Genomic DNA, 13,790 nt, shown 5'->3' on the forward strand with positions numbered 1-13,790 from the left:
GTGGACAGGGCTGCCCTCCAGGGTATCTGGCCCGGCGGGGCAACAGTCCCCGCACGCCGGTTCCGGCGGGCGGGACACTCCCCACGGCCGCAAGGTCACCCCCGCAGCGTCTCCTCCAGCACCCGCGCCAGTGATCCCGCGTCGTCCGCCGGGAGCGGGTCCCCGACGCCGGTCGTGACGTAGAAGGCGTCCACGGCGTTGGCGCCCAGGGTCGACACGTGCATGCTCCGCACCCGCACGCCCGCCTTCTCCAGGGCCGTGCCGATCCGGTGCAGCAGGCCCGGCGCGTCCTGGGCCCGTACCTCGATCACCGTGGCGTGGTGGGAGGCCGCCGGGGCGACGGTCACCCGCGGTGGCGGGGCGATCCAGCCCCGGCGCCTCGGATAGGCCGCGTCGCGTTCGGCGAGCCGGCCGGCGATGTCCAGGCTGCCGTCCAGGGCGCGGACCAGGTCGGAGCGGAGCCGGGCGGCCTGGGGCAGGGAGCCGTACTCGGCGGCGACCCGCCAGTTGAGCAGGAGCACCGCGCCGTCGTCCACGTCGTCCGGCAGGCGCAGGGTGCGCAGTTCCGCCGTACGGACCGTGAGGCGGTGCACGGCGAGGACGCCGGCGACCGCGGGGAGCACGGCGGGCTGGTCGGGTACGGCGATGAGCAGCTCGACGCCGAGGGGTTCGCCGGAGCCGTCCTCGGCGGTGACCGGCTCGGGCTGCGCGCGCAGGGCGAGGACCGGGCCGCCGGTGCGGTGCGCCTCGATGGCGAGGCGCTCCTGTTCGGCGGTGGGCGCGGCGGGCTCGGGTTCGGCCGGGGCGTCGCCGGAGAGCACCGCGGAGACCCGTCGTACGAGGTCGGCGACGAGGGAGCCGCGCCAGGCGGACCAGGCGGCGGGGCCGGTGGCGAGGGCGTCCGACTCGGTGAGGGCGTGCAGCAGCTCCAGGGTGCTCTGGGTGCCGACCGCCTCGGCGACGGAGCGGACGGTGGCGGGGTCGTCCAGGTCGCGGCGGGTGGCCGTCTCGACCAGCAGGAGGTGGTGGCGGACGAGGGTGGCGAGAACGGAGACGTCTGCGCGGTCGAAGCCGATCCGCGTGGCGACGTCCTTGGCGATGATCTCGCCGGCCACCGAGTGGTCGCCGGGCCAGCCCTTGCCGATGTCGTGCAGCAGGGCGGCGACGAGCAGCAGGTCGGGGCGGCTGACGCGGCGGGTGAACGCGGAGGCGCGGACGGCGGTCTCGATCAGGTGCCGGTCGACGGTCCAGATGTGCACCGCGTTGCGCTGCGGGCGGCAGCGGACCCGCTCCCAGTCGGGGAGCAGCCCGGTGATCAGTCCCTCGGCCTCCAGCGCCTCCCAGACCGGGACGGTGGGGCGGCCGGAGCCGAGCAGGGTGACGAGTTGTTCCCGGGCCTCGGCGGGCCAGGGCGTGGGCAGGGGGCGGACGGTGGCGGCCATGCGCCGTACGGCGTGCAGGGAGAGCGGGAGTCCGGCCTGCGCGGCGGCGGCCGCGGCGCGCAACGGGAGTACGGGGTCGCGTTCGGGGCGCGCGGCGCGGGCGAGCACCACCTCGCCGTCCTGTTCCACCACGCCCTCGGCCAGGGGCGAGCGTTCCGCGACCGGTTTGCCGCCGCCGAGCATGGCGCGCAGCCGCGGGCGCACGGCGCGTGAACGCAGGACGCGCCCCACCTCGCGCCAGGTGACGTCGCTGGCGTACGAGATGACCCGCGCCGCCTCGTACACCTGCCGCAGCAGCGTGTCGGCGTCGAGCAGGCCCAGCTCGGCCGCCACCTGATCCTGTTCCTGGAGGGACAGCCGGTCGGTGGCGCGACCCGTCGTCAGGTGCAGCGCGTCCCGGACGTCGAGCAGCCGGCGGCGGGCGTCGGCGAGGCCCTCGCGGGGGGCGTCGGCGAGCCAGGAGGCGGCGACGGCACGCAGCGCCGTGGCGTCGCGCAGTCCGCCGCGGGCCTCCTTGAGGTCGGGTTCCAGCAGGTACTGGAGTTCGCCCTGGCGCTCGGCGCGTTCGGCGCACAGCTGCTGGAGTTCGGGGAGGCGCCTGGGGGCCTGGTTGCGCCAGTCGGCGAGGACGGCGGTGCGCAGCTGGGAGGTCAGGCCGGCGTCTCCGGTGAGGTGGCGGGCGTCCAGGAGGCCGAGCTGGACCTTGAGGTCCTCCCCGGCGGTCCTGCGGGCCTCGGCGGGGGTGCGCACGGAGTGGTCGAGGGCGAGGCCGAGGTCCCAGACGGGGTACCAGAGCCGGTCGGCGAGGGCGGCGACCGCGCCCGGGTCGGAGCCGTCGTGCAGCAGCAGGAGGTCGAGGTCGCTGCGCGGGGACAGCTCGCCGCGGCCGTATCCGCCGACGGCGACCAGGGAGGCGCCCTGGACGTCCCGGGCGGCCGCGGTGAACAGCCCGGCGAGCCACTCGTCGGTCAGCTCGGCGAGGGCGGCACGGCGCGGCGGCCCGGACCGCGCCTCCTCGGTGAGGAGACGCAGCCGGGCCGCCGCGTAGCCGCTGGGCCCCGGGTCTTCCGCTTCCGTGCGCACTTCCGTACCCGTCACCCAGCGACTCCCGTCTTCACTGTTCTGTCGGAGCGACCGTCCGTCGGATCGACCGTCCTGGCGGAGCGACCGTCCTGGCGGAGCGACCGTCGTGTCAGAGCGCGTCCGGGCCGCGCTCGCCGGTGCGGACCCGTACGGCCGTCTCGACCGGCAGGGACCACACCTTGCCGTCACCGATCTTGCCGGTGCGGGCGGCCTTGACGATGACCTCGACGAGCTGTTCGGCGTCGTCGTCCTCGGCCAGTACCTCTATGCGGATCTTGGGCACCAGGTCGACGGTGTACTCGGCACCGCGGTAGACCTCGGTGTGTCCCCGCTGTCGACCGTAACCGCTGGCCTCGGTGACCGTCAGCCCGTGGACGCCGAAGGCCTGAAGGGCCTCCTTGATCTCGTCCAGCCGGTGCGGCTTCACGACGGCGGTGATGAGCTTCATGCGTCCACCTTCTTGCTCTGCGCGGCGGCGGCCAGGGCCGGGGAGGAGACGGAGGAGCCGATGACACCGCCGCCGGCGCCGCTGAAGTCGTATGCGGTCTCGGCGTGCTCGGCCTGGTCGATGCCGGAGATCTCCTCGTCCTCGGTGACCCGCATGCCGATGGTCTTGTCGAGGAGGAAGGCGAGGACCGCGGAGACGACCAGCGAGTAGCCGAGGACCGCACCGACACCGGCGCACTGGATCCAGAACTGGTGCATGCCGCCGCCGTAGAAGAGGCCCTTGACCTGCGACTGGCCCTTGCCGGTGGCGAAGAGGCCGATCAGCAGGGAGCCCAGGATGCCGCCGACCATGTGGACGCCGACGACGTCGAGGGAGTCGTCGTAGCCGAACTTGAACTTCAGGCCCACGGCCGCGGCGCAGGCGACACCGGCGATGGCGCCGACGGCGATCGCGCCGAGCGGGGAGACGGCGCCGCCCGAGGGGGTGATGGCGACCAGGCCGGCGACCGCGCCGGAGGCGGCACCGAGGGTGGTGAACGCGCCGTGGCGGATCTTCTCGTAGGCGAGCCAGGCGAGCATGGCGGCGGCGGTGGCGACCTGCGTGTTGACGAACATCAGGGCGCCCACGCCGTCGTCGTTGCCGAGCCAGGAGCCGGCGTTGAAGCCGAACCAGCCGAACCAGAGCAGACCGGCGCCGAGCATGACCAGCGGGAGGCTGTGCGGACGCATCGGGTCCTTCTTGAAGCCGACGCGCTTGCCGATGACGAGGATGACACCGAGGCCCGCCGCGCCCGCGTTGATGTGGACCGCCGTACCACCGGCGAAGTCGATCACGCCGAGCTTGTAGGCCCAGCCGTCGGCGCCCCAGACCCAGTGGGCGACCGGGACGTAGACGATCGTGAGCCACAGGGCGATGAAGAGCGACCAGGCGGAGAACTTGACGCGGTCCGCGAGGGCGCCGCTTATCAGGGCCGGGGTGATGATCGCGAACATCAGCTGGAAGACCATGAAGACGAAGATCGGGATGGTGTATCCGTCCCAGAGCTGCGTCAGGCCGATGTTGCTGAGGCCGAACCAGTCGGTGTTCCAGCCGATGAACCCGTTGTGCGTGCCGAAGGCGAGGGAGAAGCCGTAGAGCACCCAGAGGATGGTGACGATCCCCAGGCTGATGAAGCTCATCATCAGCATGTTCAGGGTGCTCTTGACCCGGACCATGCCTCCGTAGAAGAAGGCCAGGCCCGGCGTCATGAGCAGTACAAGGGCGGAACAGATGAGCATGAAGCCTGTGTTCGCGGACGACAGCTTGGGTGCGTCCGCCGCAAGCATGATGGCTGGTGCCATCGGCGTCTCCTCGTCGGTGTGTACGGCCCCGTGCGGGCGGTGCCTGTGCGGTCCGGTCAGTGAGGGGTGGGCCGGTTATGCGCCATGAGATTGGCGCAGCGCGGTTTCGGTGGGCGCCCCTCGCTGTTTCGCCGGGGTGACGAAGGCTGCGTGCGTGTTACGCATCCATGAACTGCCTGATCTGTGCGGCGCCGATCGTTATCGTGGCGCAACCTTCCCCCGAGTGCGCTCGGGGAAGACAGGCCGGCCGCGGGCGGCCTCTCGATGACCTGGCATGGGGGAGCCGAGTCGGGCAGTTCGGGAGGACCGGCCGCGGCCGGGGCATGGGTGCTCGGGCCGGTCAGACGGCCTCTGCGTTCTCGGGGAGATCGACGGCGAGCTGTTCGGTGAGGTCGATGACGGCGGCGAGATCGCCGTGGTCGCGTACGGCCGTGTCGACCGTCTTTCGGATACGAGTGTTCACACGCTCGGAGCGGACCTTCTTGGCGATGTCCATGGCCTGGGAGGCGTAGGCGGTGCTCTGCTCGGGCTCGCGCTGGAGCAGGTGCACGGTGGCCATGCCGATCAGGTTGAGGGCGTACGACCGCTGGTGCTCCGTGTCCTTGGCGAACAGCTCCACGGCCCGCTTCATGAGCGGCTCGGCGAGGGAGGCGTAGGCGGGGCTGCGGCCGGCGACATAGGCGAGGTCGCGGAAGGAGTGGGAGTTCTCGCCGTACAGCTCGGCCTCGGAGAAGAAGCGGATCCAGTCGGGGTCCGGCTCGTCCCACTCGTCGGCCTCGGCGAAGGTGTCCTCGGCCATGCGGACCGCGCGCTTGGTCTTCCCGGGCTGGCCCATGTTGGCGTAGGCGCGGGCCTCCATCGCATACAGCATGGACTGGGTGCGCGGGCTCGCGCAGTCGCGGCTGCCGTACTGGGCGAGGTGGATCAGTTCCAGGGCGTCGTCGGGCCGGCCGAGGTGGATCATCTGGCGGCTCATGCTGGAGAGGATGTAGGAGCCGAGCGGCTTGTCGCCGGCCTCCTTGGCCGCGTGCAGGGCGAGGACGAAGTACTTCTGGGCGGTGGGCTGGAGTCCGACGTCGTACGACATCCAGCCGGCCAGTTCGGCCAGCTCGGCGGCGATCTTGAAGAGCTTGCGGGTGGTGGCCTCGGGCTGGGGTTCCTGGAGCAGGTCGGTGACCTCGTGCAGCTGGCCGACGACCGCCTTGCGGCGCAGTCCGCCGCCGCACTGGGCGTCCCACTGGCGGAACATCCGGGTGGTGGACTCCAGCAGGTCCAGCTCGGGCCTCGACAGCCGGCCGGGCCTGCGCGCGTCGAACGCGGCCTCGGGTTCGGTGGTGATCGGCACGGCGGGCGCGGGGACGAGCCAGCGCTGCATGGGCTCGATCAGGGTGGGGCCGGCGGACAGCGCGAGCGAGGTGCCGAGGAAGCCGCGGCGGGCGAGCATCAGGTCGCTGCGCGAGAACTCGCTGAGCAGCGCGACCGTCTGCGGGGCGGTCCAGGGCAGGTCGACGCCGGACGCGGAGGGTGACGGCCGGGCGGCGCGCAGGCCGAGGTCCTCGATGGAGACCACGCAGCCGAAGCGCTCGGAGAACAGCTCCGAGAGGATGCGCGGGATCGGCTCGCGCGGGTTCTCCCCGTCCAGCCAGCGGCGCACGCGCGAGGTGTCGGTGGAGATGTGGTTGGCGCCCAACTGGCGCGCCCGGCGGTTCACCTGCCGTGCCAGCTCGCCCTTGGACCAGCCGCTGCGCACGAACCACGAGCCGAGCAGCTCGTTGGGGCGCTTGTCAGCGTTCGTCCCGCTACCGCCGTTGCCGCCCACCGGAAGGCCCCCATCCCTGATTGCGATCCTCGGTCGCCCTGGAGGGAGACCGCCTCGCGCCAAGCCCTATCAGAATGCCCGTTGATACGGCTTCCCGTCTGCCGGTTCTCACCCTTCGAACGGGTTGACGAGTTGCCTCCGGCATACCCGCGCGGGCATGTGCCCCAGGGCTCGCACACTCACAGTAATCCTACGATCACCGGTGCAACCACGGGGATCCGGGAAACGCCACCATTCGCCACCCCTTCGAATGAACTCACGATCGGCCGCTCGCGATTCACTTGACATAGGACGAACGGAAGTGGGCGGAGTGAAGCACGCAGGGGCGCGCAACGCCCGGTGCACCACTTTCCACGCTTCCAGGCGCCGCCCCAACTGCGCGGTCACGCGGGCTTGGCCTTCGGGCCACACGGGAAGGCGCAGCCGTAGCGTTACGTTCCGCTTTCGTCTCGTTCCGTGTCGTAACCACCGGCGCGCTGGACCCGTTGGAGGGGGCATGGGCTTCACGATCGGCGGCATCCGCGAGATCCGCTCCGGCACGCGACGGCGCGGCCGCTCGTCGGAGTGCACCACCGTCGCCGAGTTCACCGGGCTGTGGGGCTGGGACGTGGTGCCGGGCGCGCGGGCCGCGGCGGGCGCCTGCTCGTGCGGCCGGGCCGACTGCCCGGCGCCGGGCGCGCATCCGCTGGACTTCGCGCCCCAGGTGCCGGCCGGGGCCACGCTGGACGAGGTGACCAAGGCCTGGTCGGACTTCCCGGGCGCCTCGGTGATGCTGCCGGTCGGCCAGGCCTTCGACGTCCTGGAGGTCTCCGAGGCCGCCGGCCGCCGCGCCCTGGCCCGGCTGGAGCGGATGGGTCTGCCGCTCGGTCCGGTGACCGCTACTCCGGAGGGCCGCGCCCACTTCTTCGTCGCCCCCGGCGCCGCCGCGGACCTCCCCCGGCTGCTCTACCGCATGGGCTGGGACGACCCCGGCGCCCTGGATCTGCGCGGCCTCGGCCCCGGTGCGTTCGTCACCGCGCCGCCGTCCGACCGGGGCGGTCTCGGCCCGGTGCGCTGGCTGCGCCCGCCCGCGCTGGACTCGGCGACCAGGCCCCCGGCGGCCCGGCTGCTGCTCGGCACGCTGGCGTATGTGGCACACCGCTCGCGGGCGCGGGCCTGACCGCCGCCGGAGAGGGCCTGACCGCCGCCGGAGAAAGCCGAAGCTCCCGTCCCCCACTGCACCTGGGGGGCGGGAGCTTCTCGCTGTGCGCCTGCGGCAGCCCTAGTCGCCGATCAGCGCGTCCACGAACGCCTCCGGCTCGAAGGGCGCCAGGTCGTCCGCGCCCTCGCCGAGACCGATCAGCTTGACCGGCACGCCCAGCTCACGCTGGACCGCGACGACGATGCCGCCCTTGGCGGTGCCGTCGAGCTTGGTCAGCACGATGCCGGTGATGTCCACGACCTCGGCGAAGACCCGGGCCTGCACCAGGCCGTTCTGGCCGGTGGTGGCGTCGAGGACGAGCAGCACCTCGTCCAGCGGCGCGTGCTTCTCCACGACCCGCTTGACCTTGCCCAGCTCGTCCATGAGGCCGGTCTTGGTGTGCAGCCGGCCGGCGGTGTCGATGAGGACGACGTCGACCCCCATCTCCTTGCCTTCCTTGACCGCGTCGAAGGCGACGGAGGCGGGGTCGCCCGCCTCCGGGCCGCGCACGGTGTGGGCGCCGACGCGCTCGCCCCAGGTCTGGAGCTGGTCGGCGGCGGCGGCCCGGAAGGTGTCGGCGGCGCCGAGGACGACCGTGCGGCCGTCGGCGACGAGCACCCTGGCGAGCTTGCCGGTGGTGGTGGTCTTGCCGGTGCCGTTGACGCCGACGACCATCACGATGCCGGGCTTGCGGTCCTCGGGCTCGGTCTTCACCGTGCGGTCGACATCGGTGCCGACCAGCTTGAGCAGTTCCTCGCGCAGCAGGCCGCGCAGTTCCTGCGGGGTGCGGGTGCCGAGCACCTTGACGCGCTCACGCAGCCGCTCGACCAGCTCCTGGGTGGGCTGCACACCGACGTCGGCGGTGAGCAGCGTGTCCTCGATCTCCTCCCAGGTGTCCTCGTCCAGGTGCTCGCGCGACAGCAGCGTGAGCAGGCCCTTGCCGAGGGCGTTCTGGGAGCGGGACAGGCGGGCGCGGAGCCGGACCAGCCGGCCCGCGGTGGGCTCCGGGATCTCGAGTTCGGGAACCTCGACGGCGGCGGGGCCGGCGGGCGGCTCCTCGACGGCGACCGGCGCGGGGCCGCCCGGGAGATCAACCTCCTCGATCGTCCGGCGCGGTTCGTCGCGCGGCGTCTCGGCCTCGTCGCCGACGTGCGGCTCGGCCGGGGGCGCGGTGATGTCGGGCGTCTTCGGGGGCGGCGGGGGCAGCGGCTTCCGGCGCCGGCTGCCCACGATCAGCCCGCCGAGCGCGCCGAGCACGACCACGGCGATGACTACAGCAAGGATGACGGTTTCCATAACCCGACCAGTATCGGCTATGGGGTGCCGAGGGACCGGGTTTGTGGCTTCCTCCGAGAGACAAAGGCCACGTATGGCGAGGAGTGGGAGCAAAGTACGATGGTGGCGACTCGGTTGACGCGCGTAGAGTCCGGGTCGTCCCCTATTCCCCCACGTCTGGCCCCTTTTTCATGAGCAAAACCGTCGAGACCGAAGGCGCTCTCGAGACCCGAGGCATCGAGCAGGTCCCGGATCACGAGCGCACCGGCAGGACCCGTGAGCTGTTCCCCACCTGGGTCGGCGCCAACATCAGCGTGCTGCTGCTGACCATGGGCGCGAGCCTGGTCGTCGCGTACCACCTGGACATCTGGCAGGCGCTCGTGGTGGCCGTGGCCGCGCCGGTGGTGTCGTACGGCCTGGTCGGGCTGATCGGCATCGCGGGCAAGCGGGGCGGCGCGCCCGGTATGGCGCTGTCGCGCGCGGTGTTCGGCCAGCGCGGCAATCTGCTGCCCGGTTCGCTGATCTGGGTCGCGCGCTGGGGCTGGGAGACGATCAACGCGGTCACCGGCGCCTACGCGATGCTCACCATCCTGGACATCCTGTTCGGTCTCAAGGCGAACAGCGTGCTGGACATGGTGATGCTGCTGGCGTTCGTCGTGGCGACCTTCGCGATCTCGGGTCTCGGCATCAACGCCGTGCAGAAGTGCAACAAGTACGCCACCTACCTCTTCGGCATCTTCTCGGTGCTCGTGCTGGTCTACCTGGCGGCGAACACGGACTGGTCGAAGGTGACGCACCAGGGCGGGGGCTCCACCGCGGCGGTGATCACGGGCATCGGCATGATCGCGGCGGGCGGTGTCAGCTGGATCCCGACGGCCCCCGACTTCACCCGCTACCTGCCGCGTACGGCCTCCTCGAAGGCGATCGTCGGTACGGCGGTGGGCGGCGCCGGCATCGTCGTCCTGCCCATGGTGCTGATGGGTGCGGTGATGGCGGTGTCCACGCCGGACCTGGCCTCGGCGACCGACCCGGTCTCCTTCCTCGGCGAGATCCTGCCGACGTGGATCGCGGTGCCGTACCTCTTCATCGCGCTGATCGGCATGCTGCTGATCAACTCGATGTCCATGTACTCGGCGGGCTTCACCGCGCAGACCCTCGGCTTCAGGGTGCCGCGGCACTGGGCGGTCTCGGTGAACGCCGTGATCTCGCTGCTGTTCGGCGGGGTGCTGATGCTGGTGGCGACGAGCTTCATGGGGTCGTTCATCGCCTTCCTGTCGCTGCTGGCGGTCGCGTTCTCCGCGTGGGTCGGCGTGTTCGGCGCGGACATGCTGCGCCGCACCGAGTACGACGGCCGGGCCATGGCCGACACCACGCGTGCCAGCGCCTACTGGTACAAGGGCGGCTTCTCCCCCGCGGCCGTGGCCGCCTGGGCGATCGGTCTGCTGGCCGGTCTGATGTTCACCACCTCGGACTGGTTCACCGGCCCGCTCGCGGGCAACAACGTGATCGGCGAGTACGGCCTGGGCTGGGTCGCCACGATCGTCGTCTCCGGCCTGCTGTACCTGGCCCTGCCGAAGCCGGCGGTCCGCCCGGTCGAGGACGGTGCCGCGGAGCAGGCCGCCGAGCCGGCCGCGGAGCCCGTGACCGCCGACGCGTGACGGAACCTTCCGCACCCCTGGCCATCTGACACCTCGTCAGCTAACGTCCCCCTCCTGCCGCAGCGCACCGGAGGGGGATTTGCCATGCCCGTCACGGTCGTCCGTTTCAACCTCGTCGCACCCGGCGCCGCCCCTGCCGCTCTCTCCGCCCGCTACCGGGCCGCCGTGGAGATGGCCGCGTACGCCGACGCGCACGGGATCGGCATGGTGCAGACCGAGGAGCACCATGGCGCGGAGGACAACTGGCTGCCGTCGCCGTTCGCCTTCGCGGGCGCGGTGTTCGGGGCGACGCGCCGGATCGCGGTGACGGTGTCGGCGGTGATCGGCCCGCTGCACGATCCGCTGCGGCTGGCCGAGGAGATCGCCGTACTGGACCTGCTGAGCGGCGGGCGGCTGGTGACGGTGGCCGGGATCGGCTACCGGCCCGAGGAGTACGCCTTGTTCGGCGTCGACTGGCGGCGCCGCGGCCGGCTCCAGGACGAGCTGCTGGAGACGCTGCTGAAGGCGTGGTCCGGCGAGGAGTTCGGCTATCGGGGCCGTACGGTACGGCTCACCCCGCGCCCGTGCACCGATCCGCATCCCCTGCTGCTGGTCGGCGGGTCCTCCCGGGCGGCGGCCCGGCGGGCGGCCCGGCTGGGGCTGCCGTTCTTCCCCAGCGCGCATCTGCCGGAGCTGGAGGCGTACTACAAGGAGCGGCTCGCCGAGTACGGCACCGAGGGCTGGGTGATGATGCCGGCCGCCGCGACCCCGCTGCTGCACCTCGCCGAGGATCCCGACCGGGCCTGGGCCGAGTACGGCGAACACTTCCTGCACGAGGCGCTGACGTACGCCTCCTGGCAGTCGGACGGGATCCGCTCGGCGGTCCGGTCGACCGCCACGACGGTGCCGGAGCTGCGCGCGGAGGGCGTGTACCGCATCCTCACCCCACAACAGTGCCTGGCAGCGGGCCTGGACACCCTGGTCCTGCACCCCCTGGCGGGCGGCATCCCCCTGGCCGAGGGCTGGCGCAGCCTCACGCTGTTCACGGAACGGGTACTGCCGGAGCTGGAACGGCAGGGAGGTCGGTGAGGAGGCGGCCGCTTGGCGGGGCCCCGGGGGCGCGGCCGGATGGCGGGGGCCCGGGCGGCGCGGCTGGGTGGCCGTGGTCCTGGCGGCGCGGCTGGGTGGCCGTGGTCCTGGCGACGCGGCCGGATGGCGGGGGCCCTGACGGTGCGGCCGGATGGCCGTGGTCCTGGCGACGCGGCCGGATGGCGGGGGTCCAGGCGGCGCGGCCGGATGGCGGGGGGCCGGGCGGTGCGGCCGGGTGGCCGTGGTCCTGGCGACGCGGCCGGATGGCGGGGGCCCTGACGGCGCGGCCGGGTGGGGGTGGTCTTGGCGGCGCGGCCGGGTGGCGGGGGCCCGGGCGGTGCGGCCGGGTGGCCGTGGTCCTGGCGGCGTGCCCGCCCGGCTGCGATCGGGTTCGGTGCCCGGTCCGGGACCGAGGTGTCCACAACCACCGGCGCCTTGGCTCTGCCGCCGGGAGGATGGCAGTGCTGGACACCCTCCGGCTGGCGGGCGGGATGCGTAGCCGACGGCTCGGTGAGGGCGCGGCCTAGCGGCGGGCGCTCCCCGTGGTGCCCAGCGCCGGCAGGCGTGCTGGTGCAGGGTTCGGGCTGTTCCCATCGCAGGGGCGGGAGCCCACGTCGCGGTCCAGATGGCGGCGGGTTCGGGTCGGGCCCAAGCGGGGGCCGGGGCGGGAGCAGGGCCCCTGGCGCCAAGCGGGCGGGCCCGGGGGCAGGGGGCCGGGGCGGCTGGGGGCCGGGCCCGAAGCGAGGTCAGGACCGCCGGAGGCCCGCGTGGCCGAGGCCGGGAGGCTGCCGTACGATGCCGCCGCCCCCGGTCCGGGCAGTGGCCGGAGCGGGGGCGGCGGAGGGTACGAGGAGAGGGGCAGCGGGGACTTGGCCCTTCTCCCCGAGTTCGAGGGGGCCGGATCAGCCCATCTCCTCCAGCGACTTGCCCTTCGTCTCCTTGACGAACTTCAGGACGAACGGGATGGAGAGGGCGGCGAAGACCGTGTAGATCACGTAGGTCGCGGAGAGGTTCCAGTCGGCCAGCGACGGGAAGCTCGCGGTGATGGCCCAGTTGGCGATCCACTGCGCGGCGGCGGCCACGCCCAGGGCGGCGGCGCGGATCCTGTTGGGGAACATCTCGCCGAGCATGACCCAGACGACCACACCCCAGGACAGGGCGAAGAAGAGGACGAACACGTGGGCGGCGATCAGCGCGGTCCAGCCCTGGGTGCTCGGCAGCTTGCCGTCGACCAGGTCGTAGCTGAAGGCCCAGGCCTCCAGCGCGAGGCCGACGGCCATGCCGATCGAGCCGATGAGCGCGAGCGGCTTGCGGCCGACGCGGTCCACGAAGATCATCGCGATCACGGTGCCGACGATGTTGATGATCGACGTCGTGAAGGAGTAGAAGAACGAGTCCGTCGGGTCGACACCGACCGACTGCCACAGCGTCGAGGAGTAGTAGAACGCGACGTTGATGCCGACGAACTGCTGGAAGACCGACAGGCCGATACCGATCCAGACGATCGGCTTGAAGAAGAAGCCGCCGCCGAGCAGGTCCTTGAAGGTCGACTTGTGCTCGCTCTTCATCGCGTGCTCGATCTCGGCGACGCGGGCGTCGAGGTCGATGCCGTTGCCCTCGACCTCGGCGAGGATCTCCTTGGCGCGCTCGCGCTTGCCGACGGAGAGCAGGAAGCGCGGGGACTCGGGGATCGCGAAGGACAGCATGCCGTAGAGGACGGCGGGGACGACCATCACGCCGAGCATGACCTGCCAGGCCTCCAGGCCCATCAGGTGGCCGCGCTGGTCACCGCCGGCGGCGTTGAGCAGGCCCCAGTTGACCAGCTGCGAGATGGCGATGCCGACGACGATCGCGGCCTGCTGGAAGGAGCCGAGACGGCCGCGGTAGGCGGGCGGGGCGACCTCGGCGATGTAGGCGGGGCCGATGACGGAGGCCATGCCGATGGCGAAGCCGCCGACGATCCGCCAGAGGGCGAGGTCCCACAGCGCGAACGGCAGTGCGGAGCCGACGGCGCTGATCGTGAACAGGACGGCGGCGATCTGCATACAGCGGATGCGGCCGATGCGGTCGGCGATGCGGCCGGCGGTCGCGGCGCCGATGGCGCAGCCGATCAGGGCGACGGCGATGACCTGGGCGAGGGCCGCGGAGCCGATGTCGTACTTCCCGCGGATGGCCTCGACGGCGCCGTTGATCACGGAGCTGTCGTAGCCGAAGAGGAAACCGCCCATGGCGGCCGCCGCCGCGATGAAGATGACGTGCCCGAGATGCTCGGGATGGGCCGTCCTGGCTCCTGACTGAGGTGCCTGCGCTGTGCTGGTCACGTGTATCTCCTCGGGCCACGGCAACGCTGCCGCGGGTGGGGGCGAGCCCTTCCAGGTGTGTGGATCTCTGGGTTCCAGTGGCGCATATGTTCACGCCGCTCACACCTGAAGGTAAAAGCAACGTTGCAGAGACTATGCCTTCAAGTTTCGAAGTCA

Annotated in this window: 9 protein-coding genes; 3 read left to right on the forward strand and 6 right to left on the reverse strand. The window is 72.1% G+C overall.

What is annotated here, in order from left to right; all coding sequences use genetic code 11:
- Positions 1-95 precede the first annotated feature (95 nt).
- The 4 genes from ACFVIU_RS00650 to ACFVIU_RS00665 all read right to left on the reverse strand — a co-directional run bounded on the left by ACFVIU_RS00650 (position 96) and on the right by ACFVIU_RS00665 (position 6,132).
- Positions 96-2,540 carry a [protein-PII] uridylyltransferase gene (locus ACFVIU_RS00650; RefSeq protein WP_385839716.1) on the reverse strand — a complete coding sequence of 815 codons (2,445 nt, stop codon included), beginning with the start codon at positions 2,538-2,540 and terminating at the stop codon, positions 96-98.
- A 94-nt stretch (positions 2,541-2,634) separates the two neighbouring features.
- Positions 2,635-2,973 (reverse strand): P-II family nitrogen regulator, encoded by a 339-nt coding sequence (locus ACFVIU_RS00655; protein ID WP_100828472.1) that lies wholly within the window; start codon positions 2,971-2,973, stop codon positions 2,635-2,637.
- Positions 2,970-4,313, reverse strand: coding sequence for an ammonium transporter (locus tag ACFVIU_RS00660; RefSeq protein ID WP_385839718.1), 1,344 nt, complete (start codon positions 4,311-4,313; stop codon positions 2,970-2,972). The genes ACFVIU_RS00655 and ACFVIU_RS00660 overlap by 4 nt, the downstream gene beginning before the upstream one ends.
- Positions 4,314-4,653: 340 nt before the next feature.
- Positions 4,654-6,132, reverse strand: a complete 1,479-nt coding sequence (locus ACFVIU_RS00665; RefSeq protein ID WP_385839719.1) for a hypothetical protein — start codon at positions 6,130-6,132, stop codon at positions 4,654-4,656.
- Positions 6,133-6,628: 496 nt separating this feature from the next.
- Here ACFVIU_RS00665 and ACFVIU_RS00670 point away from each other — a divergent pair, with 496 nt between their 5' ends.
- The gene (locus ACFVIU_RS00670) at positions 6,629-7,291 is read left to right on the forward strand and encodes a bifunctional DNA primase/polymerase (RefSeq protein WP_385839720.1); all 663 of its coding nucleotides are present in this window, start codon (positions 6,629-6,631) and stop codon (positions 7,289-7,291) included.
- A gap of 102 nt (positions 7,292-7,393) precedes the next feature.
- On the opposite strand, the gene ftsY is transcribed toward ACFVIU_RS00670, so the two are convergent.
- Positions 7,394-8,608, reverse strand: coding sequence for a signal recognition particle-docking protein FtsY (gene ftsY / locus ACFVIU_RS00675; protein ID WP_385839721.1), 1,215 nt, complete (start codon positions 8,606-8,608; stop codon positions 7,394-7,396).
- Positions 8,609-8,778: 170 nt separating this feature from the next.
- Between ftsY and ACFVIU_RS00680 the strand changes: the two genes are divergently transcribed.
- Both ACFVIU_RS00680 and ACFVIU_RS00685 read left to right on the forward strand, forming a co-directional pair.
- Positions 8,779-10,245: a cytosine permease gene (locus tag ACFVIU_RS00680; RefSeq protein ID WP_385839723.1), complete on the forward strand. Its 1,467-nt coding sequence runs from the start codon at positions 8,779-8,781 to the stop codon at positions 10,243-10,245.
- Between the two features lie 84 nt (positions 10,246-10,329).
- On the forward strand, positions 10,330-11,313 hold the full coding sequence (locus tag ACFVIU_RS00685; RefSeq protein WP_385839724.1) for an LLM class flavin-dependent oxidoreductase: 984 nt from the start codon (positions 10,330-10,332) through the stop codon (positions 11,311-11,313).
- Positions 11,314-12,215: 902 nt separating this feature from the next.
- On the opposite strand, the gene ACFVIU_RS00690 is transcribed toward ACFVIU_RS00685, so the two are convergent.
- Positions 12,216-13,634: a sugar porter family MFS transporter gene (locus ACFVIU_RS00690; RefSeq protein WP_385839725.1), complete on the reverse strand. Its 1,419-nt coding sequence runs from the start codon at positions 13,632-13,634 to the stop codon at positions 12,216-12,218.
- Positions 13,635-13,790 lie beyond the last annotated feature (156 nt).

Origin of the sequence: Streptomyces sp. NPDC127190, from assembly GCF_042672505.1 — a bacterium.
Taxonomy (GTDB): Bacteria; Actinomycetota; Actinomycetes; order Streptomycetales; family Streptomycetaceae; genus Streptomyces.

What these genes read in the sequence shown, in the direction of transcription:
- ACFVIU_RS00685 (WP_385839724.1), top strand. Translation starts at nt 10,330, where the DNA reads ATGCCCGTCACGGTCGTCCGTTTCAACCTCGTCGCACCCGGCGCCGCC.
- ACFVIU_RS00655 (WP_100828472.1), bottom strand. Translation starts at nt 2,973, where the DNA reads ATGAAGCTCATCACCGCCGTCGTGAAGCCGCACCGGCTGGACGAGATC.
- ftsY (WP_385839721.1), bottom strand. Translation starts at nt 8,608, where the DNA reads ATGGAAACCGTCATCCTTGCTGTAGTCATCGCCGTGGTCGTGCTCGGC.
- ACFVIU_RS00660 (WP_385839718.1), bottom strand. Translation starts at nt 4,313, where the DNA reads ATGGCACCAGCCATCATGCTTGCGGCGGACGCACCCAAGCTGTCGTCC.
- ACFVIU_RS00680 (WP_385839723.1), top strand. Translation starts at nt 8,779, where the DNA reads ATGAGCAAAACCGTCGAGACCGAAGGCGCTCTCGAGACCCGAGGCATC.
- ACFVIU_RS00670 (WP_385839720.1), top strand. Translation starts at nt 6,629, where the DNA reads ATGGGCTTCACGATCGGCGGCATCCGCGAGATCCGCTCCGGCACGCGA.